Here is a 21422-nt window from a genome sequence, read left to right as displayed (position 1 = left end):
CACCGTACGGGGTGGCCGGAGCCAGATAACTACCGCATATCGATGCCCCAATGGGGACACAGCAACGAGGCAAAGAGCATGAATAAATACGGATTGGACAGCCCGCGCGCAAAGGAATTGATCAATGCGGCGACAGCAATGGGGCCGGCGCTGATCGAGCGCCGCGCGCGCGCCAAAGCCGAAGTGCGCGTACCGGATGAAACAGTGGCCGATTTCGCTGCAGCCGGATTTTTCAAGATACTGCAGCCCGAACAATGGGGTGGGTACGCGATGGACCCCCAGGTGTTCTATGCCGTAGGTCTGGAGGTCGCCCGATTCTGCCCATCCAGTGCCTGGATTCTGGGTGTTATCGCTGTTCATAACTGGCAACTGGCGGTATTTGACGATCAAGCGGCACAGGATGTCTGGGCGGACGACCCCACAACCCTGATTTCATCCTCTTATGCGCCGGTGGGTAAAGTGAAGGTTGTTGATGGCGGTTTCCGCCTCAGTGGTCGCTGGAGCTTCTCCAGTGGTTCCGAACACTGCAAATGGGCGTTTCTCGGCGCTGTTGTGCCGACACCCGAAGCACCGTTTGATATGGCCAACTACCGGACCTTTCTGGTGCCGATCAGCGATTATAAGATCGTGAAGAACTGGGATGTGGTGGGCCTGCAGGGTACCGGCAGCCACGATATTGTCGTCGAGGATGCTTTTGTGCCGGAGCACCGCACCCACAAATCCATAGACGGATTCCTGTGCGAAAATCCCGGAAACGCGGTCAATACCGCGCCGTTGTATCGTATGCCCTTTATGCAGGTGTTTGTGCGCGCGGTTTGTACCGCTACGCTGGGCGCCTGTGATGGCGCACTGGATGCGTTCATCGAAGTGGCTAAAACGCGCCGGGTAGGGCCAAATAAAATGAAGGATGATCCCTTCGCACGGGTTATAGCGACTGAAGTAAAAACATCAATCGAGGAAATGAAACTGACGTTGATTCGCAACTTCGATGCGATGATGGAGTGCTGCCGTAATGGTGAACCCATCCCTATTGAGGACCGGGTGCGTTACCGGTACGATTCTGCGGTGGTGGCTGATCGCTGTCTCGCGCTCTCCAGCAAAATGCTCAAGGCAGCAGGCAGCGGGGGTATTCGTATGGACAGCGATCTGTTGTCTTTCCACCTCGATATTCTCGCCAGCCAGGCGCATGTGGCGAATCATTCCATACCCTTTGCCGTGAACATGGGCGGTGTGTTGTTTGATGAACCCAACACAGACTTCGCCCTATAGGGCGAAGTACTTGCAGCAGGAGGCAGTATGAAAAGACAGGGTCGATTGCTCGAAGGTAGTTACGCGGATTGCGCGAACGGCTACCGTATTCATTATCTGGATGAAGGGCAGGGTGAGGTCGTGGTGTTTCTGCACGGCTCTGGGCCCGGTGCCAGCGGCTACAGCAACTTCAAGGGTAACTACCCGCAGATGGTGGAGGCCGGCTATCGCTGTATTATTCCCGACCTCATTGGCTACGGGTTCTCCGACAAGCCCGACGATGTCGATCACCCGCTTTCGTTCTTTGTCGAGTGCGTCAAGCAGACGCTGGATGTGGCCGGGGTCGAACGCTGTACACTGGTCGGTAACTCACTCGGTGGTGCAGTGGCGATTGCGCTGACGCTGGATTACCCCGACCTGGTCGACAAGCTGATCCTGATGGCACCGGGTGGGCTCAGTGATCTCCCCGAGTACCAGCAGATGCCCGGCATGCAGAAGGTCTTTCAGGTATTCGGTTCCGGAGAACCGGTGACGCCAGCAGTGATGAAGGATCTGTTCGCCACCGGGCTGATGCATGATCCGCAACACGCCACCGATGAACTGGTGGAAGAGCGCATGCAGATCATGCAGATTATGAACGGTCATGTGATGGCGACCATGCACGTGCCCAACCTGGTAGACCGACTGCACGAATTGCAGTGCCCGGTGCTGGGTTTCTGGGGCATGGACGAGAAGATGATGCCGGAGAACGGTATCATGGCGATGGCAAAAAACATTCCGCACCTGCGGCTGATGCTGGTAACAGAGTGCGGCCATTGGGTGATGGTGGAACACGAGGCGATGTTTAATCGCACCTGTCTGGATTTCTTGCAGAACGGCTGATATTGCCGCGCTCGAAACAGGCATTCTGGGGAACAAGAGCAGATGATGGACAAGAACAGAATTAACGCGCTGGGCGAGGAACTGTACGATGCGCTGCGCAGCCAGTCGACCCTGGCTCCGCTGACGGATAGAGAATCGGACATCACCATCGAGGACGCCTACCATATCTCCCAGCGCATGGTGAACCTGCGCCTGGAGCGCGATGGCGAGCGCATTGTGGGCAAAAAAATCGGTGTCACCAGTAAACCTGTGCAGGAGATGCTGGGCGTGTTCCAGCCCGATTTCGGTTTTCTCACCAACACCATGGAATATCCTGATGGTGCGGACATCCCTATCGCCGCGAACATGATCGCGCCGCGCGCTGAGGGTGAGATAGCGTTTCGCCTGAAAAGCGATCTGGTCGGCCCCGGCGTCACCGAGCAGGATGTGCTCGATGCCACCGCCACCATCATGCCCTGTTTTGAGATTGTCGATTCGCGTATCCAGGACTGGAAAATCAAGATACAGGATACGGTAGCGGATAACGCCTCCTGCGGCGTCTATGTGCTGGGTAAGAATGAGGTCGATCCACGCGACTTCGATCTGCCCAACCTGAAGATGACGATACACAAAAATGGTGAGTTTAATGCCGAGGGCCTCGGCAGCGCGGTGCAGGGTAACCCGCTGACGGCAGTGGCCTGGCTGGCGAACACCCTGGGTGAATTCGGCATTCCGTTCAAGGCGGGTGAGGTGATACTTTCCGGCTCGTTGGCGCCGTTGATTCCGGTGGTAGCCGGGGATGAGATGTCGCTGGAAATCGAAGGCATTGGTGGCTGCAGCTGCCGGTTTGTGTGAGCAGGCGGATTGTCCTTTATCCGAGAATAGACTGTTTTCAAACTGCAGCGCCGCCCATAAGAGGTTACCCTCGAACGGCGCCGACACTCTAAGGCAGCACTGTCCATTACAGTCACAGAACACAACGCGATCCGGGTAGTGCGGCAGCAGGCCCTGATCGGTAACCGACATGATCAGCAACAAGAGAACCGTCATGAGTAAGAAAGTAAAAGCAGCAATCATAGGCCCGGGTAATATCGGCACAGACCTGTTGATGAAGGCCATGCGCAGCGAACTGATTGAACCCGTGTGGATGGTCGGCGTTGTACCGGATTCCCCCGGTCTGGCAAGGGCAGCAGAAGCGGGCCTGAAGACCACTGCAGAGGGCGTTGACGGTATGCTGCCAACCATGCGTGAAGACGGTGTGCAGATATGCTTTGATGCCACCTCCGCATATGTCCATGCTGAGAATAGCCGCAAGGTGAACGAGCAGGGCGCGGTGATGATCGACCTGACACCGGCCGCGATCGGTCCCTTTTGTGTGCCGCCGGTAAACCTTGCCCAGGCCGTGGATGCCAAGGCCATGAATGTGAACATGGTGACCTGTGGCGGGCAGGCGACTATCCCGATGGTAGCGGCCGTCAGCCGGGTGCAGCCGGTGAGCTACGGTGAGATCGTCGCCACAGTGAGCAGTAAATCGGCAGGGCCGGGAACACGCAAGAATATCGATGAGTTCACGCGCACCACTGCCAACGGAATCGAGAAGGTCGGCGGCGCCAAAAGTGGCAAAGCCATTATCGTGATCAATCCGGCAGAGCCACCGTTGATTATGCGCGATACGATTCACTGCCTGACGGAGACTGAGCCTGATCAGGCCGCTATTACCCAGTCCGTGCACGAGATGATTGCCGAGGTGCAGAAGTATGTGCCCGGTTACATCCTGAAGAACGGGCCGGTGTTTGACGGCAATCGCGTATCCATTTATATGGAAGTGGAAGGCCTGGGCGATTTCCTGCCCAAGTACGCAGGCAATCTGGATATCATGACGGCTGCAGGCCTGCGCACCGCAGAGATGTACGCACAGGAGATTCTGTCTGGCAATTTTGTGCCCACCGCTGCCTGATTTGCTGACTGGCTACCGGGTGTGCCGGACGGAGCCGCAGCCGGGCAAGGCGCCGCGAGAAGCAGTGCAGACAGCCTTTTGATACAGACAATTGTGAGAGACGACGAGAGAACACAACAATGAACCTTTCCGGAAAGAAAATCACCGTACACGATATGTGCCTGCGCGATGGCATGCACCCCAAGCAACACCAGATTACGGTGGAGCAGATGGTTACGATCGCCAAGGGCATGGACGAAGCCGGCATTCCGCTGATCGAAGTCACCCACGGTGACGGCCTTGGCGGTGCGTCGGTGAACTATGGCTTTCCGGCGGCCAGCGATGAGGAATACCTGACGGCAGTTTGTAAGGAGATGAAGAACACGCGCGTCTCGGCGCTGTTATTGCCCGGTATCGGTACGGTAGACCACCTGAAAATGGCGGTGGATTGCGGTATTTCCACCATTCGTGTCGCCACTCACTGCACCGAGGCCGACGTATCGGAACAGCATCTGGCGATGGCGGCCAACTACAAAGAGCTCGACACCGTCGGCTTCCTGATGATGGCCCATATGATCGGACCTGAAGAGCTGGTGGCGCAACTGAAGATGATGGAGGACTTCGGTGCCAACTGCGTCTACATCACCGATTCAGCCGGGTATATGCTGCCAGACCACGTGACAGAGCGAGTAGCGTTGGCGCGCGCAGAACTGCGACCGGAAACCGAACTCGGCTTTCACGGTCACCACAATATGGCCATGGGTATCGCCAACTCACTGGCGGCTGTCGAGGCCGGTGCCAACCGTATCGACGGTTCACTGGCAGGGCTGGGCGCCGGTGCAGGCAATACACCGCTGGAGGTATTTCTGGCGGTGTGCGACCGCATGGGTATTGAGACTGGCGTCGACCTGTTCAAGGCGATGGATGTGGCCGAAGATTTGATCGTGCCGTTGATGGATCATCCGATACGCATCGACCGCGATGCATTGACACTCGGTTACGCCGGTGTCTATTCCTCGTTCCTGTTGTTTGCCAAGCGCAGCGCCGAGAAGTACGGCCTTTCCAGCCGCGACATCCTGGTTGAACTGGGGCGCCGTAAAACAGTGGGCGGCCAGGAAGATATGATCGAGGATCTGGCGCTGGATATGGCCAAAGAGCGTGGTGTGTGAGGCATCAGCGCCGGTGGCGCATCGGGCTCTTGTGGTGCGTTGAGAGCTCGACTGCTGCGCTGGGGGCTACAGATTTACGCTAAGGGCTCCAGACTAGGCTAAGGGCTCTATTTCTGTATCCAGCCGTCGCCGGTGTTGATGTAACCACCTGGAGCGGTCTTCTCTATGGCCTTGAGGCCGGCGCGGGCTTCGACAGCCTGCAGATTGATGTCATTTTTCTTCGCGATCTCTTGATAGTACACCTTGCGCTGGCTGTTGATACTCACCACCAGTGCATCCACTTCCGCTGACGGCTTTACCGCTGCGATATAGCCCATATTGGTTTCACCGACGAGGCCACTGGCTTTGGCTTCATCGAGATCCATTGCCAGCGCTGACACTGTCATAGTGAGCGACAGTGCCAGGCCGGCCAGAGTGCGGCGAAAGAAGTGAGTGCGTTGCATGGTAATTATCTCCTAAAAAAGTTCGCTGTCGTCGGAGAACAGCTCGTCGAGTTCTTTGTCCACCTTGACCCGTATCTCGTGTTCAATCTTTACGTTCAGGTTAATGGTGATGGGCTCTTTCGGCGTATTAACCTGTACCGTGGGCGTGCAGGCGGCAACCAGCGCTAACAAGCATGAGAAAATAACGATTCGCATGAAGATTCCTTAAGTGGACCTGGTTGATCGTATTATCGATTGAGCTGAAAGCTTGGAGCAGCAGTTGCGGGAAAAGTTCATTTCAGCCCGCCTTCAATTTCGTGTAACAAGTTATCACTAAGCCTCAGGCTTTGTAACAGGGGATCCAGATTTTGTTCCACATTGATATTGAAGTTGATTGCCTGCCCTTCATACTGCGCGGGGTTACTGCCTTCCAGCGACAGCCCGAGTAACAGGTTTCCCTCTTTGTCCAGTGCGACTTCTGTGCTCAGAACCTGGTACTGAAAATCACTCAGCAAGTTCAATGCGAGCTGTAGCTCAGGGTTACTGCCGGCCATTGCGCGGGCTTCATCATTGGGATTGTAGCGAATACTGCCGCCGGGGGGCAGGGCGCGCAGGTAGCCATCTTTGATAATGACTCGGCTGTTGGCGATCGTCAGGGGCAATTCGCCTTCCAGTACACCATCGGCCCGTATCTCAGCATTGGGCTGCAATGCCGCCAGCTCGCCCAGTTGCCACTGTTTCGCCTGCACCGTGATGCTGTTGCTGCTTGCGGCAAAATCCCAGTGTTGTACTTCTGGTATGCGTATTTGCCCTCCGAACATGTCGGCAGAGAACGCATCTATTCGCAGGTGTGGCTGGGCCACGGGCGTGGTGTTCGGCAAGCTTGCACGTAACTGAGTATCCTTGATTTCAAAGCCGACAGCGAGTCTGGCCAGTGCAAGCTCCAGTGGCGCCGATGTTTTCCAGTGCTCAATACCGGACCAACCGGCGCTGAGCGACAGACCTTCGAAATCGTAGGTATTTACGGTGCCCGCTATATTTTCCAGTGTCAGCTGCGAACGCTGTTGCCAGTTGGCGATATCGTAAGTTTTGCCAATAAGTGCGGTGTGGAGACGTACTGCTCCAGAACGGATATCGACTTCATCCTGCAGCAGTTTGAAATGGCGAAGCAGCGGTGTAACCGAAGTCCAGAAATAGGCGAGGTCTGTAATCTGTGCATTGAGCTGGACGTCTCCGCTTTGTGTTGTCAGGCTATGGCTGCCTTCGAGAGTGGCATTCAGGCTCTCTGCGGTATCGGCAAGGCGCAGGTTGAATGTGTTGTTAGCGGCGCTCCCGCTCTGCGATAGCGCGATCTGCAGCGATGGAAAAGTCTGCTTCTGCACACGCGTACTGAGAACCGTGCTGAGTATCGTTTTCGCCTTGATCTTATCGGCGGTGTTCAAGGCTCCATTCACGGCTGCATCGAGATTGAGCTTCTGCAGGTTGATGCGGTTATCCTTGTCACCCAGAGTCACCAGTGCATTGTTTGCCTTTACAGACCATTGGCCGGATTCAAGTGAGGTGATGAGCAGGGGGGAAGCAATTTCAAGTGCCACAGGTACGGTATTCGCCAGCTCCAACCACTCTACCCAATCGGCGGGCAACGTTAGCAGCGGAGTCGGGAGTTCCCCCGTCAGCTTGAACGGCTGCAAGACCACCTGCACACGCCCGTCGCCGATGTTGCCATCGATAGTGACAGCAGTGGTTACCGCGTCGGCAAGGCCCTGAATAGCCAGTTGACTGACATCACTGGAGAGTTGAAAACTCGCTTGCAGCGATTCAAGTAGCGCCTCGACGGAGCCATTCCCGGCGGCGAGTGTCAGGTCATCGGCGTGTTGGATCTGTGCGGTTACATTACTCTCACCCATTAGTGAGAGTTCTGCGGCCGGTGGAATATGCGGCGTTAGAGAGTGCTCGTGATTCAAATCACGCAACCACGACAATACTGCAGTGTGCTCTAGCCGGCTCTGCAAGTCCCACTGCCAGTTGCCGTCATCAACGAGAGCCAGTGTGGCAGAGAGGGTGGCGTTGGGGGCCTGCAGTTTACTGCTTGCCTCCTGCTCACTTCCTGTCAGAGAAAGACTCAGCTGCGACGCGCCTGTGTCGATGTCCGCTTGCAGTTCCGCCTTAAGATCACGCCCGGCCAGCGTGGTAGACAACTGTGCGTCCAATTGGTGATTGAGAAATACTGAGCCGCTGGCGGTAAAGGGTGTGATTTGCGGTGCCTGATAGTCAAGGCTCCACAGCGGGACGCTCAGCGATTCCAGTGGCAATTTTTCTACCAGGCGGTGGGGTAGCAACGCATCCAGTGCAAGTTCCCCTTGTTCACCGCTGCTGGACTCACCGGTCTGTTTGATGGCAATGGCCAGCGAGGCCACCGACAGGTCATCCACTTTCCCGCCCAGCAGGATGCCCCAGTCATACTGTAATTCTGCTGATTCTAGTTGCACCGTGTACGTATAACTCTCGTAGGTACCGACGAGTATCAGGGAAGCGACGCTCGCTTCGTTATGGGTCATGCGCAGGCGCTCAAAGGCAATATCCTCGACACCGTACTGCTGCAGATAGCGCTGTGCCTGCAAGCGCAGCAACTCAGGCAGGTTGTGGTAGAGGTAGATCCCGGCGCCCACAGCTCCCAGCAGGGCGAGGCCGAGGCAGACAAGAAAAAAGCGGGAGCGGATCATGGCGCAGAGTTTAATTGACCTGCCTGCAGGAGCAACAGTTCATTTTTTCTGCTGACGCCTGTAGTCTGTATGCCCTCGAACAAACTGGCAGACGTAGGGAGTATTCATGAACAGCAATCGACTGGGTAAAAGCGGAATTGTGGTATCGGATATCTGTATGGGGACCATGACATTTGGTAACCAGGCGGATGAGAAGACCGCCTTTCGTATCATGGATATGGCCTACGACGCGGGTGTCGATTTTTATGACACGGCTGAGATGTATCCCGTCCCTCCCGATGCGAAATACGTGGGTGCGACGGAGGAGATTGTCGGGCGCTGGCTGAAAACCAAGGATCGCGACTCGGTGATTATTGCTTCCAAGGTCGCGGGCCCCAGCCACTCGTGGATAAAAGCGCCGCTGCGCGGAAGCAAGACCAGCTTGGACCGACACCACATCGTGCGGGCGGTGGAGACCAGCCTGCAGCGGCTGGATACCGACTACATTGACCTCTACCAGACCCACTGGCCGGATGAGGACTTCCCGCTGGAAGAAACCATGATGGCACTGGATGAACTGGTGCAGTCGGGCAAGGTGCGCATCCTCGGTTGCAGCAATGAAACCACCTGGGGCCTGATGAAAAGCTTGTGGGCGTCCGATGCTCACGGGCTGGCGCGACATCACACCATACAGAATAACTTCAGTCTGAATAATCGCCGCTTCGAGGACGAACTGGCGCAGGCGTGCCGACAGGAGGGCGTCAGCCTGCTGCCGTATTCGCCGCTGGCCGGCGGTGTTCTCAGCGGTAAATATAATGATGGTGCATTCCCCGAGGGGGCGCGCTTTTCGATGTACCAGCACGCACCCAAACGCCAGCAGGTGATGATGCACCGTTTCGTGAATGAAAAGACGCTGGAATCTACCCGCCGATATCAGGCCATTGCCGCTGAACTGGGTATCTCCGTGGTAACGCTGGCGATTGCCTGGAGCAAGCAGCACGATTTTGTCGCCTCCACCATTGTCGGTGCCACCACGGCGGAACAGGTGCCCGAATTGTTGGCGGCAGCGGATGTCGTGTTAACACCGGAAACGCTGGCGGCGATCGACGCTGTCTCGAAAGACGTGCCATACCCGATGGGCTAGTTGGCTTTGGTGTTGATCGCCGCTGCAATGCTGTGGCGGACGAATAGCACAGCGCACCGCTGTTTGAGGTTTGTAGCTCCACCGGCAAACCCAATACCCTGATGCTCCATGTGCGATTGGAAAGATATGAGCGAACTGTTGCTTGTGCCGATTGTATTCTTCACCTCCTGCCTGACAGGGGTTATGGGTATGGGCGGTGGGGTTTTGCTGATTGCCGTGATGCCGGGCCTCGTTCCCGCTTCTGTCATCCTGCCGCTGCACGCGGCCACACAACTGGCCAGCAATAGTTCAAGGGCCGCGTTTGGTTGGCGCGATATAGACCCCGGCATCATTCCGGCGTTTGTCGTGGGTGCAATTTTGGGAGCGTGGCTGGGGTCTGAAATTTACCTGCGGCTGGATATGTACTGGCTGCCCGCGATAATCGGCGTATTGATACTCCTGTTTACCTGGGCACCGCTACCCGCGGTTCGCGGGGGAGGGCAGTTGTCCCTATTACTGCTGGGCTTCTATCAAACGGGCCTGGGCATGTTGGCAGGCGCCACAGGGCCCGTTGGGGCGGCCGTATTGCTCCGGCGCAATACCGAGCGAGACTGGCTGGTCGTCAACACGGCGGTGTATATGACGCTCAACCACGCTATACGGGTGGCGGCCTTTGTTGGCATTGGTTTCAGCTTTGCAGCGTGGTGGCCGCTACTCACGGGCATGATCACGGCGAGCATTGTCGGCTCCTGGGTGGGAACACGGCTGCGGCGCTTCGTGCCACAGATTAATTTCCAGCGGCTGTTCCGCTGGATGGTGACATTACTGGCGCTGCGTATGATCGCCCTCCCGCTGATGGCGGCATTTTGAATGAAAAACCGGCACTTCGAATTTCGGTTAGCACCGTGAATCGGCAGAACACCGGTATACTGTGGCGGAGCATTGAAGCTGAGCGCAGACCCGCAACGGGATGCCGCAGGACATTAGTATTACTCACTCCAGAGGACTATAACGGATGAATCTCCGCGTTGCTGCACTGATATCTTTAACGCTTGCCGGCTGTGGCGCTGGCAATGTCATTCCTGGTTTTTCTGCGGAGAGTGGCAACTTCCTCCCAGACGAACGCCCTCTGGCGACAACCTTCGTCTATGACTGCAATGGTTATGACTTTGTAGCCCGCCTCGGCCCCGGCGAAATGGCGATATGGTTGCCCGATGAATATGTTGTTCTCTCCCAGGTGCGAAGCGCATCCGGCACCCTGTATGAGGAGGAGGATATCTCATTCTGGAGCAAGGGGGATGAGGCCATGCTGACAGTAGGAGGGCAAAGTTATCTGAACTGCCAACTGCAACCGGAACGGGTGCCGTGGGAGGATGCTCGGCGCCGCGGTGTGGATTTTCGAGCAACAGGCAACGAGCCGGGCTGGCATCTGGAAATCCAGAATGGACGGCAATTGCTGTTCGTTTCCGATTACGGTATGAAGCGGGACCTCGCGAAGAACCCTGTAGCCACCGACAAGGATGACGTACGTGTCTATAAGGGAAACGCTGGAGGCCGCGAGATGCAGGTGGAAATACTGGAACAGGCCTGTGTGGATACCATGAGCGATCAGCAGTTTCCTTACCGTACCGTGGTGACGTTTGATAACGTCCACTATGAGGGGTGCGGGCAGTATCTTGAGTATCCGTGGCAGGACCTGGAGTAGTGATTACTATGGTTTTGGGTGTTTCTCGCGGGCTCTTTGTGGTTGTAGCCCTATTTGGACATAGTGATTAGTCACTCATGGCGGATACACCGTCACATGGCTAGATGGACACAGTATGTCTAACCTGGATAGCCAGTCAGATCTAAACCTGATGCATCCTATAGCAGGTACTGCGATTCGCGCTTTGAACTCGGGGGAATGATTGCGACTCCGGCGAGGAGTTGAGGGTGTGTATAAGCGCGTATAGTGTTGATCCCGCCTATACTTTCACCCTGTTCGCAGCGCCCGAATTATGAGTGTTACAGTGGATTGAGCATCGGCCAGGGCTTGTTGCTTGGACTTTGAAATCGCCACGCCGTGAGCTGCCTGGATGACAGCGCCCAGGATTATTTGAGCTGTGAGGTCCGGGTCCGGCGCCTGGATCTGCCTAGCCTCTGCGAGACTCCTGATTGTTTTTTGCATCACGCCAAATGCATACTGCACCTCGATCTCTCGCCAAGCTGCGGGACCCATAACGTTAGGCGCTTCCTGGAATACAATACGTTGGATATCAGGGCGAGCGCATATTTCCAATGTTGCAAGGACGCCTTTTTCGAAAGCGACCCAAGGGTCTTTCTGCGGTACCAGCTTGGCAAGTTCCAGCAAAATCTCCTCCTCCAGGTGCTCAGCAACGGCTCTGAGCAGCCCTTTCTTGTCACCGAAATGGTGATAGACAGCACCGGTGGTGACCTCAGCCTGACTAACAATTTCCGCTAGCGAAGCTTTTGCAAAGCCGTCCCTGGCGAAAATACGCTGTGCTGTACTAATAATACGCGCTTGGGTAGCTACGCTTCGGCTTTCCTTTCTCTTCACAGATACTCCATGTATTCATCATCAATGTCGTTCTAGAAAATCAACATAACATAGTTATGTTTTTCTTGACGTAACATAATAATGTTATGTAACATCGAGCTGTATTCGAGAGACTGCCAATGGCAGAAACCATCGTCGATTGACAGGGCATGATGCGGTTTATTCCGGAAGAGCGAGTGCCCTTTCCCCCGACAAATTGAAGCTATCCGCAAGGAGGTCGTGTGATGGAGGGTTTAGTGACGTATACGCTCGTAGTGTTTGGTTTGTTCTTTCTCTACACAGGTGTCATGAGTTTTTGGCAGCCTACAGTGTTTGCTCGAATGCTGGCACTGGAAACGCAGGGTAGATCGGGGCGGGTCGAGATACGCGCACAATATGGAGGATTCTTTTGCGCAGCCGCCTTGAGCCAATTTAGCCCTTTCATCGGAGTACTAAGCCAATCGACGGCGCTGATTGTCGCGCTGGTGATTTTCGGCGGCCTGATCATGGGGCGCTTGGCAGCTTTGCTGATGCCCCAGGACGAAAACCTGACGACCCCCATTAGGGCCCTTTACTGGGTTGACGCGGCTGGAGCCACCGGTGCGCTGCTGGGTCTGCACTTTCTGTAATGGACACTGATCGATGAATGAGATACTGGAGAAAGCAATGAGCAATGCAGCTGATGTAATGCCTTTTTCGAAATTGATGGGCATAGAAATCACAGAGGCCTCTATAGAGAGAGTGTCAGGGCGTCTCGCGGTGCGACCTGATTTGTGCACGACCGGTGGGATACTACACGGTGGCGCCGCCATGGCATTTGCCGACAGCCTCGGAGCTATCGGTGCTTTCATGAGTCTCCCGGAAGGCGCCGCGGGGACTACGACTATTGAGAGCAAGACCAACTTTCTGGGTGCAGCACCGGAGAATAGTCTTGTGCTGGGAATCACCACCCCGGTGAAGTTGGGTAAGAGGCTGTCTGTTTGGCAGACCCGGATTGAGCGCGAAGACGGTAAAGCGGTCGCGCTCATCACACAGACTCAGCTAGTGCTGTGAGCGACTGCTAGAGAGAAACCGCCGAGGATAGATCAGCACCTACAATACCGTTGCGACGGTATGAATATGCAGTAACCAGGGAGGCTGGAATATGAAGTATAGACAGAATTTACCCCAATTGAATGGCACATTCTGCTTGTCCGATGGCGGAATGGAAACGACGTTGGTCTTCCATGACAAAATTGAGTTGCCAGAGTTCTCGTCGATAGTGATGGTGGCCAGCGAAGACAAGCGGAATCACTTGCGGCACTACTTTGCCCCCTACCTGAAGATGGCTATTGAGCAGGGTGTTGGCTTCGTTTTGGAGAGTCCAACCTGGCGCAGCAGTTGGGGATGGGCTGAAGCCTTGGGCTTCACGCCCGACGAACTCGATCAACTCAACCGAGAGGCAATCGACTTACTGCTCGCATTGAGCCAGGAGTACGAAACCGCGCAGACACCGATTGTGGTGAGTGGTTGTATCGGGCCGCGTGGTGACGGTTATGTCCCCGACAAGCGGATGACGGAGAAACAGGCACAGGACTATCATCTTCGCCAGGTAGAAGTGCTCGCTGACGCTGGCGTTGACTGCGTAACCGCAATGACCATTAACTATGTTGAAGAGGCGATCGGCATTGCGCTCGCGGCCAGGATGGTCAATGTGCCAAGCATTATCTCTTTCACGGTTGAGACCAACGGCCGACTAGTGACAGGTGAATCATTGGAGGACGCGATTAAGCGTGTGGATGCAGCGACTGAATCTGCACCCGCTTACTTCATGGTCAACTGTGCACACCCGGAACACTTTGAGCCTGTACTGGATATTGATTCGGATTGGGTGACACGCATCGGCGGTATTCGAGCCAATGCTTCGAAGTGCAGTCACCAAGAACTCGATTCCTCAGAAAAGCTCGATATCGGCAATCCCCAGGAGTTGGGCGAGGCATACAGTCACCTGACTAGATTGTTACCAAATATTCAAGTCCTGGGCGGATGCTGCGGTACTGACATAAGGCATATCCATGCCATTGCGCATCATCAGCAATGGCCCTTGTGTATAACATGATCGGTGAGCAGTTTCCTCAATATACCGTGGTGAGGTTTTACAATGTCCATTAATAGGGGGTGGGCGATATCTTGAGTATCCTGGGAAGAATCTGGAGTCGTGAAATGTTTGTGTTTGGATGAGTCTCTTGCGGGCTTTATAGGGGCGTTACTATATATGGACTTGGCTATTAGCCATTCATCGCTAGATGTGCCTACGTATGGTTCGATGTCGACAGAGTGGCTACTTGCTACAATATATATAAAACTATTATGTGCCAAACCAGTGAGACCATGAAGCTTCCAGATGTAGCAGTGCTGCAGAAAAAATCGAAGAGACTCGAGGGCAATGGTCCGGGGGTCTACTTTCTATTTCACGACGAAGAACTAGTCTATATCGGGAAAAGCTGGAATTGTCTGCTTCGAGTGGCGGAGCATACTAGAAAGGAAACCAATAAAGTCTTTGATTCATGGAGCTATTATCCAACAGATTATGACGAGGCTCTTCTAGAGCTGGAGAAAGAACTAATTGGACTCCATAGACAAAAATACGATATTCAACACAAAGGCTCATAACCAGACGCGCCATACTACACGCTACGCGTGCAGGAAGGTCTGCTGCGCAGTCCGCCCCTGCTTCAGTAGTATTGGGCAGCGGAGGCTGGCTACATGGTGTTCAGATTTAATTACTGCTCGATTATGTCCACTATGAAGGTTCTGCAATAAGATTGGCGCGAATTTCGATCTGAAAGAGCGTAGTATCGAAACTGTTTTTCTACAGTCTCGTCATGACTTGAGGTAATTGTTTGAGTATTCCCAAATGGTCAGAGAAAATCATGTCGATGACAGATGAAACATGGGAGAGGCATGCAAACCCCTGGAGCGTCTATAGTCGATTTACAGTTCTACCCTTACTTTCCGTTGCGCTATGGTCAAGAGACTGGATTGGAATTTTCTCGATATTTCCAATTGTACTGTCTGTTATCTGGATTTGGGTCAATCCTCGTATATTTGCTAAGCCACAATCAACGAATAATTGGGCATCAATGGGCACGTTTGGAGAACGGATATATTTGGAATCGAGTGCTGAACAGCTCCCCGTGCATCATCGTTTTCCGTGTCGAATACTGCAGTTTATGTCCGCGCTGGGTGTGCCTTTCTTTCTGTATGGTGCATTGTATTTGCATTTTTGGTCCTTATTTTTGGGTAATATTCTAATCATGGTCTTTAAGGCGTGGTTTGTGGATAGAATGGTCTGGTTGTACCTGGATATGAAAGACCAAAGTATCGAATATCAGTCGTGGTTAAGGCCGTAATGAATGGACCGGTGGAAACAGATTAATGTGTCATGGCGCAGCTGGCCATAAGCTTCAGGGCGAACAGCTCTCTGCAAACTTTAGATGTCTGAAACAGGAAAACATAATGATCGAAGGAAGTTGTCTCTGTGGCAGTATCAGCTACAAAGTCGAAATTTATCGAGACCAGGTACTTAACTGTCATTGTCAGTTTTGTCGAAAGGCTCATGGTGCAGACTACGTGACCATGGCCGTAGGGAATGCATCAACCCTAATTGTCGAAGATGAGAATGGCTACTTGAAAGAGCATAAGAGTGGTGCCGGCGGTTATCGAGCATTCTGCTCGGAATGCGGGACCCGGTTAATGAACTACTCTCCAGACAGAACAAGCTTTTTCTGTGTTGCATTGTCAACTGTAGATACGCCTTTGGACTTGAAACCTGCCGCTCATATCAACGTGGCATCGAAAGCTGATTGGTGTGAACCGTACGGGAGCATACCGCAATTCAGAGCTTTTCCTGATAGCTTGTGAAGTAGCAATAATAGGGGCGGATCTCATTACGTCAGCTTCCTCGTCCCATGGAGCGTTCATAGATACATCTTTCGACGGATTGCTGCCTTGCTTCAAGAGGTGTCGCGCGGTACTTTTCCCTCAGGCGTTTTAGCTAGCCCGACTTTCAGTTCGTAACGCATAATCCTGTAATAGTATGGGGGCAAGTATGAAAACGTTGAAAGAACAAACCGACGCCAAGATTGCAGCGGGACGACAGGCCAATCCTGATTTTATGAAAGGCGTCGACGAGATTATCCAGAAGGCGAAAGCCTTCCAGCAGGGCGATGATGCGATGACGCTTGGCCAAAAAGCATCTGATTTCGATTTGCCTGATTCGCAAGGGAAATCGATATCATTGGATGCCTTATTATCAACAGGCCCTGTTTTTCTTACCTTTTACCGTGGCAGCTGGTGTCCGTACTGCAATCTACAACTTAGAGCCTTGCAAGCGCGCTTGCAGGAGATTCAGGCACTGGGCGCTACGTTAGTGGCTATCAGCCCAGAGGTCCCTGACGGATCAATGACAGCAGATGAAACCAGCGAAATGGAATTTTTGGTTTTGTCTGACCAGGATACCAAAGTAGCGTCACAATATGGTATCGCATGGGAAGTCCCGGAGTTTCTGGTCGAGCACATGCGAGTAGATCGCAACCTTGATCTTGAAACCATCAATAACGGTAATGGTAGTGTGTTGCCGATTCCCGCCACATTTGTACTGGGTCCTGATGGCGTAGTGGTATGGCGCTTTGTCGATGTTGATTACCGAACCCGTTGTGAGCCTGCCGATATTATTGAGGTGTTGAAAAACATGCCTTACGGGAGCGCTTCGGAAGATTTTTTGGTGCGGTTCTATGGAACTAGGAGTTTCTGATCATGGCTAAACTTCAGGTAGATCATATCGATTTAGAAGCCCTTAAGAGTGATAAGGAAGGCCTGCTCACCCAGGTGGTGACAAACGAAGGTGCCCAGTCGGTCCTAATGGCGTGCCATGCACTGCCCAACGGACAGCAGCTTTCTATTTCAGACGAGAAGGTCAGTCACGTAATCTACGTTTGGCGTGGTTCTGTAATGTGTGCTGGTCAGAAGCTCGAATCAGGATCTGTAGTTGCTGTGGAAGTTAGCGGTGAACTTAATCTGCAGGCTTCTGAGGATGCGCTACTTATCGACTTCCATGAACGGGAACCCAATACCTCAAGCAAGTCAGGAGGAAGTGTGCACATTGTTCCTGCTGGCAAGGTCAAGGGTGGGGAAGACGAGATCGGGCTGGGCTTCCACACGGCCTACCTGGATGCCCAGTGCCCGCAGTGTGATGTCTGGTTCCATGAGAGTCGGTTCTATCCTGAGAAGGAAGTCATGCGCCATTACCACACCGAAGATGAAGTTATTTTCGTTTGCTCCGGGGAGCTACACCTTGGGCGGCGTGTATTGACACCAGGAACCGCGCTGGCGATTGCGGCTAATACACCCTATTCCTTCAAGTCCGGCAAGGAGGGCGTCAGCATAGTCAATTTCAGGCCCAAAAGCCCTACCGTTGTGTTGTTTGTCCAAGGCGAGGCAACAAGGGTGCTGGACGAGGCGAGTGTCCTGCGCGGGTATGCATCAGCAAGCGCTTGATGCATCCGGTGGTTGGTGAAAACAATTGCGACAGATCTATTTGCTGCATTTTTTTAAGCTAGGTACGAAACTGCGCCACAATCTCCTCAATCGCTCGCCCGATCTCCTGTCGTCGGTACCCCAGTAGCTCTGTCTCAGCCGCATCCGGCTCATAGGCGATAACACTGCCTCTGCCGGCCAGGATTGCCATGTCAGGTAGCAGTGGATGCTCCTGATCCTTTGATTGCACAACCTCATCACTACCAACAGCACGAAAGAATGCGGTAAAGAACTCGGCGAAAGTCAGGTTTTCGTCACCCACCAAATACGCTGTGCCGGATATGCCCCGTGTCAATGCACCTGAGACGGCCTCGGCCAGTGACAAGGTTGATATAAAGTTGGCGCCACCGGCCGGGCCAAAAACAGGCATGCCTTCCATTTTGCCCTGTGCGTAGGCCGTGTAGGCCTCGAAGAGCGGGGATGCGAGGCCTGCAACGGTGCCCACGACGAAGGGAGCATTCACGCTGCAGGCATGGAAGGCATCATTAGCTAATGCACGAACGCCGGCATCTGCAAGATGCCTTGAGCGGACGTAGGCGTTCTGCTCGATGAGTTGCGGTGCGACCTGTGGGTAGAAACTGCCTACATTCACAAAACGTGTTACACCGGCATCGCGAGCTGTTCTCGCAAATGCCGGGATGCCCTCTGAGTTCACCCGCTGCCAATAACTGTCTTGCTGGGGGTCTTCACCTTCGGCAATATGCCGAATATCATTGCCGGCGGCGAACACCACCGCATCAAATTTCTGCAGCGCGCTGGCGGGGAAGTCGCCAGCGGCGTAATCCCCCAGTAGAAGGTCCATGCTTGCCATGGGTGTGCCGGCCATAGGCGCATGTCTGGCCGCGACGGTAATCTCATGCCCCTGCGCTTGCAGGAATGTTGCACAATGCCCACCGATCATACCGGTCCCGCCCACTACTAATATTTTCATACGCTCTCCACAAAGTTGTCTTTTGTTTGTCGTTCTTTGGATGTGTTATTCAGGTAGTACGATCGGCCGGGTTTCCGTCCAGTCGATCAGTAGTTCTCGCCGGCTGATACGCCACTGCCCGGCGTCGAGTTTGAATTGGTCCTGATAGCGAACTTCCCACACTAGCACCTGTGCATCACCGGTTTCACAGTGGTGTATATGGGAAGCGGTACTATAGGTTTCACCCTGTGCAGTATTGCCATCGAACGTCACGCTCTGGTTATGCACGACATGCCGCGTGGCTCTAAACCGTTCCCTTAACCCAGCGGGCACTGCGCAGGCTTCTTCGATGCCGTTGACTGCAAACCCGGGGCCAACCAACACCACATCCTCGGTCAATATTTCCCGGAGTGTGTCGGGCTCACAGCGGTCTATCGCCCGCGCATAGCAGTTTACCAAAGCCATCAATTCGGTCGTGTCATTGTTAGAACTCATAAGACAGATCCAGCCCCCAACTGCGCGGCTCGTTGTAGACAGTGGTGGTAAAACCCAGGCTCTCGAATGCGCCGATGGAGTTGGTGCGGTACTCTTCGTCTGTCAGGTTTTTGCCCCACAGTGACAACTTCATTATACCGGTTCCAAACACGTCGATGTCATCCAGGGTGATTCGTCCGTTCAGCAGCGCGTAGCTGTCGGTTTCGATTCTTGACGGGTCTGAAATCTCGATCGTTCCGAACGAGTAGCCGTCGTTCCATACCAGATCCAGCCGGGCTGACCAGATGCCATAGGGCAGGGGGGCAAACTCGTACTCAGCGCCAAAACTGGCATTCTGTTCTGACGTATTCGGAAAGACGCCGCGATCGCTGACATCGCAACTGGTCTCCGGTGCACCACAGAACTGCCCGGTGGGGTCAAAAAACTCGTACTCATCGTACTCGGGGTCGAGCCAGCCATAGGTCAGGTTCAGTGTCAGACCGACCACCGGGACAGCCAGCAATTCAATTTCCGCGCCGGTGTAGTTGGCCTTGCCGGCATTGCTCAGCACACTTTCAGCACCGCCCAGTCCTGGCACAAACTGGGATATCTGCAGGCCGTCGTATTCACTGTAGAACACAGCTACGTTCGCGCGCAGGCGGTTGTCCAGCCATTGTGATTTCATCCCCAGCTCATACGAATCCAGTGTTTCGTCGTCGAAGGGTTGCTGGTATTGAATGGAGGCGCGGCTGAAATATCCACCGGATTTGTATCCTGATGCGTACCGTAGGTAGGTGGATACCTCATCAGTCCAGTCGTAGTCCAGTGTCAGCGTGCCGCTCACATTGTCGAAGTCCTTTTTGAAGTCAGCCTGTACGCGATCCTGCGGGTTAAGCGGATCGGGAGCCTGATCCTGGAAAAGTTTTTTATCATCCTGGCTATAGCGCAGGCCGGCGGTCAAGCGCAGGGTGTCTGTCAGGCTGTAGGTCGCCTGGCCGTAAGCCGCATAGCTTCGATTATCGATCTTGTAGCTTTTAGGGGCGCTCCAGAAACTGAGGTTGAGGGCAGTCTGCTCCATGGTCGTTTCTTTCGCATCCTCCTCAAAATAGTAGAGGCCCATGATGAAGCTTAGCCTGTCCAGGCTGCCAATAAGTTGCAGCTCCTGACTGAACTGATCCTGCTTCTTGATATTCGGGGCGCCCGCCGCAAACAGGGTGGTCACACTGCTGCCTGTGTCTCCGGGATTAGTGCTGAAGCCGCCGCCACTCAGATCCGTGCGCTGTTTAATCTTCATGTCGCGTGCGCCCGTCAGTGATTTGATCGTGAGTTGCTCGCTTAACTCCCAGTTGGCAATTAAACTATAACCGCTGATATTCAGGTCCTCTTCCCCGGCGTAGGGCATGTTCAGGCTGCTCACGCGGTTGGAGCTCGCCGCGTTCTCCGCCGTAGCATAGGCTTCCCTGATGGGTGCGCATAGTGGGCTGGTATCAAAGCAGCCCGGAAAGAAAGCCGCGTAGTCGGTGACTACCCTGGCAACATCGGAGTCTACCCAGGTCAACTGCGAGCCCTGTGGCACCGAGGTGCTGTCGGTGTGGTCGTAATTGAAATCCAGCACCAGCGCTTCGGTGGGGGCCCACGTCAGTGCAATATTGTACGCATCATCGTTGCGCTCCCCGAAATCCCCGGCTGATCCCTGCTGGAAATTTTTGGTGGTATTGTCCACAAACCCGTCCTGCTGGTAGTGCATATAGGAAAACTTGCCCGCCAGACCCTGCCATTCGGGCGTATCGATCGTCGTTGTGCTGCGAAAACGGTTGAGGTTCCCCGCGGTGAATGCCTGTTTGAAGCCCAGTTCACCCTTTGGGCGAGCGGTAATGACATTGATAGCACCACCGGTTGTGTTCCGGCCATACAGCGTACCCTGGGGGCCCCGCAGCACCTCAATGCTGGCCAGATCCACAACGTCGAAGATTGCGCCATTGCTGCGCGCAACATAGATGCCGTTCACGTACACACCCACACTGGCTTCAACACTCAGGGTTGGGTCTGTCGTGGTTATCCCCCGTATCGCGTAGTTGGTGGTGCTGGTGGAGCCAGGCTGGCTCTCACTTGTCATATTGGGCGTGTAATGGGCAATTTCATTGGCCGAGTGGATGCCCAGGTTCTCCAGTTTTCGCTGCGAGAAGACGGACACCGCTATGGGCGTGTCCTGTAATGATTCCTCGACCCGTTGGGCAACTACGATTACTTCTTCCAGTTCCGCTGCGCGCTCCTGCGCCTGTGCGCTAGCGATGAGCGTTAAGCTTGTTGTTGAAATCATTAACGCGGCGGCGAATAGATGAGCCGCTGGGAAGGCGTTGTCATTATCCATAGGTATCGTCCTGTTTTTAGAATTAGTGATGTTTCGTACGGTGGTGGCTGTGTGAAGCGACGCTAGTGTACGAGAGGACCATTAGTAAGATAT

At 54.2% G+C, this 21422-nt stretch carries 22 protein-coding genes; 15 read left to right on the top strand and 7 right to left on the bottom strand.

Annotated features, from left to right (window positions below; translation table 11 throughout):
• Nucleotides 1-78: 78 nt before the first annotated feature.
• The 5 genes from AC0L6S_RS06880 (at nt 79) to dmpG (ending at nt 5214) form a co-directional block, all read left to right on the top strand.
• Complete coding sequence (locus AC0L6S_RS06880; RefSeq protein ID WP_473427682.1) at nt 79-1269, top strand: acyl-CoA dehydrogenase family protein; 1191 nt, start codon at nt 79-81, stop codon at nt 1267-1269.
• 27 nt (nt 1270-1296) lie between these two features.
• On the top strand, nt 1297-2130 hold the full coding sequence (locus tag AC0L6S_RS06875; protein WP_473427681.1) for an alpha/beta fold hydrolase: 834 nt from the start codon (nt 1297-1299) through the stop codon (nt 2128-2130).
• A 42-nt stretch (nt 2131-2172) separates the two neighbouring features.
• On the top strand, nt 2173-2964 hold the full coding sequence (locus AC0L6S_RS06870; RefSeq protein WP_473427680.1) for a fumarylacetoacetate hydrolase family protein: 792 nt from the start codon (nt 2173-2175) through the stop codon (nt 2962-2964).
• A 193-nt stretch (nt 2965-3157) separates the two neighbouring features.
• Nucleotides 3158-4066 (top strand): acetaldehyde dehydrogenase (acetylating), encoded by a 909-nt coding sequence (locus AC0L6S_RS06865; RefSeq protein WP_473427679.1) that lies wholly within the window; start codon nt 3158-3160, stop codon nt 4064-4066.
• Between the two features lie 119 nt (nt 4067-4185).
• Complete coding sequence (gene dmpG / locus AC0L6S_RS06860) at nt 4186-5214, top strand: 4-hydroxy-2-oxovalerate aldolase (RefSeq protein ID WP_473427678.1); 1029 nt, start codon at nt 4186-4188, stop codon at nt 5212-5214.
• 107 nt (nt 5215-5321) lie between these two features.
• Here dmpG and AC0L6S_RS06855 read toward each other — a convergent pair whose 3' ends face one another.
• From AC0L6S_RS06855 to AC0L6S_RS06845, 3 genes are all read right to left on the bottom strand, one after another.
• Nucleotides 5322-5657: a YdbL family probable chaperone protein gene (locus AC0L6S_RS06855; protein WP_473427677.1), complete on the bottom strand. Its 336-nt coding sequence runs from the start codon at nt 5655-5657 to the stop codon at nt 5322-5324.
• A gap of 12 nt (nt 5658-5669) precedes the next feature.
• Complete coding sequence (locus AC0L6S_RS06850; RefSeq protein ID WP_473427676.1) at nt 5670-5852, bottom strand: YnbE family lipoprotein; 183 nt, start codon at nt 5850-5852, stop codon at nt 5670-5672.
• Between the two features lie 77 nt (nt 5853-5929).
• On the bottom strand, nt 5930-8359 hold the full coding sequence (locus tag AC0L6S_RS06845) for an intermembrane phospholipid transport protein YdbH family protein (RefSeq protein ID WP_473427675.1): 2430 nt from the start codon (nt 8357-8359) through the stop codon (nt 5930-5932).
• A gap of 106 nt (nt 8360-8465) precedes the next feature.
• Between AC0L6S_RS06845 and AC0L6S_RS06840 the strand changes: the two genes are divergently transcribed.
• From AC0L6S_RS06840 to AC0L6S_RS06830, 3 genes are all read left to right on the top strand, one after another.
• Nucleotides 8466-9482 carry an aldo/keto reductase gene (locus AC0L6S_RS06840; protein ID WP_473427674.1) on the top strand — a complete coding sequence of 339 codons (1017 nt, stop codon included), beginning with the start codon at nt 8466-8468 and terminating at the stop codon, nt 9480-9482.
• A 126-nt stretch (nt 9483-9608) separates the two neighbouring features.
• Nucleotides 9609-10331, top strand: coding sequence for a TSUP family transporter (locus tag AC0L6S_RS06835; protein WP_473427673.1), 723 nt, complete (start codon nt 9609-9611; stop codon nt 10329-10331).
• A 145-nt stretch (nt 10332-10476) separates the two neighbouring features.
• Nucleotides 10477-11166, top strand: coding sequence for a COG3650 family protein (locus tag AC0L6S_RS06830; RefSeq protein ID WP_473427672.1), 690 nt, complete (start codon nt 10477-10479; stop codon nt 11164-11166).
• Nucleotides 11167-11433: 267 nt separating this feature from the next.
• Here the strand turns inward: AC0L6S_RS06830 and AC0L6S_RS06825 are convergent, their stop codons facing one another.
• Complete coding sequence (locus AC0L6S_RS06825; protein WP_473427671.1) at nt 11434-12018, bottom strand: TetR/AcrR family transcriptional regulator; 585 nt, start codon at nt 12016-12018, stop codon at nt 11434-11436.
• Between the two features lie 236 nt (nt 12019-12254).
• On the opposite strand from AC0L6S_RS06825, the gene AC0L6S_RS06820 reads away from it, so the two are divergent.
• From AC0L6S_RS06820 to AC0L6S_RS06790, 7 genes are all read left to right on the top strand, one after another.
• On the top strand, nt 12255-12626 hold the full coding sequence (locus AC0L6S_RS06820; protein WP_473427670.1) for a DUF4345 family protein: 372 nt from the start codon (nt 12255-12257) through the stop codon (nt 12624-12626).
• A 37-nt stretch (nt 12627-12663) separates the two neighbouring features.
• A complete protein-coding gene (locus tag AC0L6S_RS06815) occupies nt 12664-13050 on the top strand; it encodes a PaaI family thioesterase (protein WP_473427669.1) in 387 nt (128 codons plus the stop codon).
• A 91-nt stretch (nt 13051-13141) separates the two neighbouring features.
• A complete protein-coding gene (locus tag AC0L6S_RS06810) occupies nt 13142-14095 on the top strand; it encodes a homocysteine S-methyltransferase family protein (RefSeq protein ID WP_473427668.1) in 954 nt (317 codons plus the stop codon).
• Between the two features lie 814 nt (nt 14096-14909).
• Complete coding sequence (locus tag AC0L6S_RS06805) at nt 14910-15389, top strand: DUF6653 family protein (RefSeq protein ID WP_473428563.1); 480 nt, start codon at nt 14910-14912, stop codon at nt 15387-15389.
• A gap of 25 nt (nt 15390-15414) precedes the next feature.
• Entirely contained in the window at nt 15415-15900 is a 486-nt protein-coding gene (locus AC0L6S_RS06800) for a GFA family protein (RefSeq protein WP_473427667.1), read from the top strand.
• 187 nt (nt 15901-16087) lie between these two features.
• Nucleotides 16088-16792 carry a peroxiredoxin-like family protein gene (locus tag AC0L6S_RS06795; protein WP_473427666.1) on the top strand — a complete coding sequence of 235 codons (705 nt, stop codon included), beginning with the start codon at nt 16088-16090 and terminating at the stop codon, nt 16790-16792.
• A gap of 2 nt (nt 16793-16794) precedes the next feature.
• A complete protein-coding gene (locus AC0L6S_RS06790) occupies nt 16795-17535 on the top strand; it encodes a cupin domain-containing protein (protein WP_473427665.1) in 741 nt (246 codons plus the stop codon).
• Nucleotides 17536-17593: 58 nt separating this feature from the next.
• Here the strand turns inward: AC0L6S_RS06790 and AC0L6S_RS06785 are convergent, their stop codons facing one another.
• From AC0L6S_RS06785 to AC0L6S_RS06775, 3 genes are read right to left on the bottom strand one after another with little or no spacing between them, the layout of a single operon-like run.
• Nucleotides 17594-18505, bottom strand: coding sequence for an NAD-dependent epimerase/dehydratase family protein (locus tag AC0L6S_RS06785; protein ID WP_473427664.1), 912 nt, complete (start codon nt 18503-18505; stop codon nt 17594-17596).
• 45 nt (nt 18506-18550) lie between these two features.
• Nucleotides 18551-18979, bottom strand: a complete 429-nt coding sequence (locus AC0L6S_RS06780; protein ID WP_473427663.1) for a nuclear transport factor 2 family protein — start codon at nt 18977-18979, stop codon at nt 18551-18553.
• Nucleotides 18969-21329, bottom strand: a complete 2361-nt coding sequence (locus AC0L6S_RS06775) for a TonB-dependent receptor (RefSeq protein ID WP_473427662.1) — start codon at nt 21327-21329, stop codon at nt 18969-18971. The genes AC0L6S_RS06780 and AC0L6S_RS06775 overlap by 11 nt, the downstream gene beginning before the upstream one ends.
• Between the last annotated feature and the right edge of the window lie 93 nt (nt 21330-21422).

The sequence above is a fragment of the Halioglobus sp. D3-4 genome (genome assembly GCF_055809315.1).
This window is presented reverse-complemented; position numbering and strand designations above follow the sequence as displayed.